Raw genomic sequence first — 520 nt, 5'->3', positions numbered from 1 at the left:
TCGAATGAAATCATGTAACGGCCATCCCATAAATCATGACAAACATCATTGGCAGTAAAGAGGCAAACGCAATCAACCCAAAACCATCCACCATAGGGTTACGCCCTTTAATGGCCGAAGCTAACCCCACACCTAATGCCGTCACCAAAGGGACGGTAATCGTTGACGTGGTCACGCCACCCGAGTCGTAAGCAACGCCGATGATCGACTCTGGCGCAAACCAAGTGAGAGTCACAACGCCAACATAACCACCGATGATCATGTAATGAATTGGCCACCCTTTTAAGATGCGCAGCACCCCAATCACAATCGCAATCCCAACAGAAAAAGCCACCGTTATCCGCAGGCCAACGCCATACTCCGTCATGGATTGTTCGGAATTGGGGATCATCCCGCCTTCAGCCGCCACCTCTGAGGCCTCTTCTGCAACAGCAGTCAATGCTGGCTCTGCGATAGTGGTTCCAAACCCCAAGCAAAACGCAAAAATCAATAACCAAAACACACTGCCCTTTCGAGCAAA

The 520-nt window shown here is 50.2% G+C and carries 1 protein-coding gene; it reads right to left on the bottom strand.

All coding sequences use genetic code 11. The features are described 5' to 3' along the window. Positions 1 to 10: 10 nt before the first annotated feature. A partial coding sequence (locus tag R7Z50_RS31015; RefSeq protein ID WP_318150214.1) for a DUF1538 domain-containing protein occupies positions 11 to 520 on the bottom strand: 510 nt, incomplete at its 5' end.

The sequence above is a fragment of the Vibrio sp. 1249-1 genome, from assembly GCF_033340495.1.
Note: the sequence above shows the minus strand (reverse complement) of the source record. Positions and strands in the feature narration are given on the sequence as shown.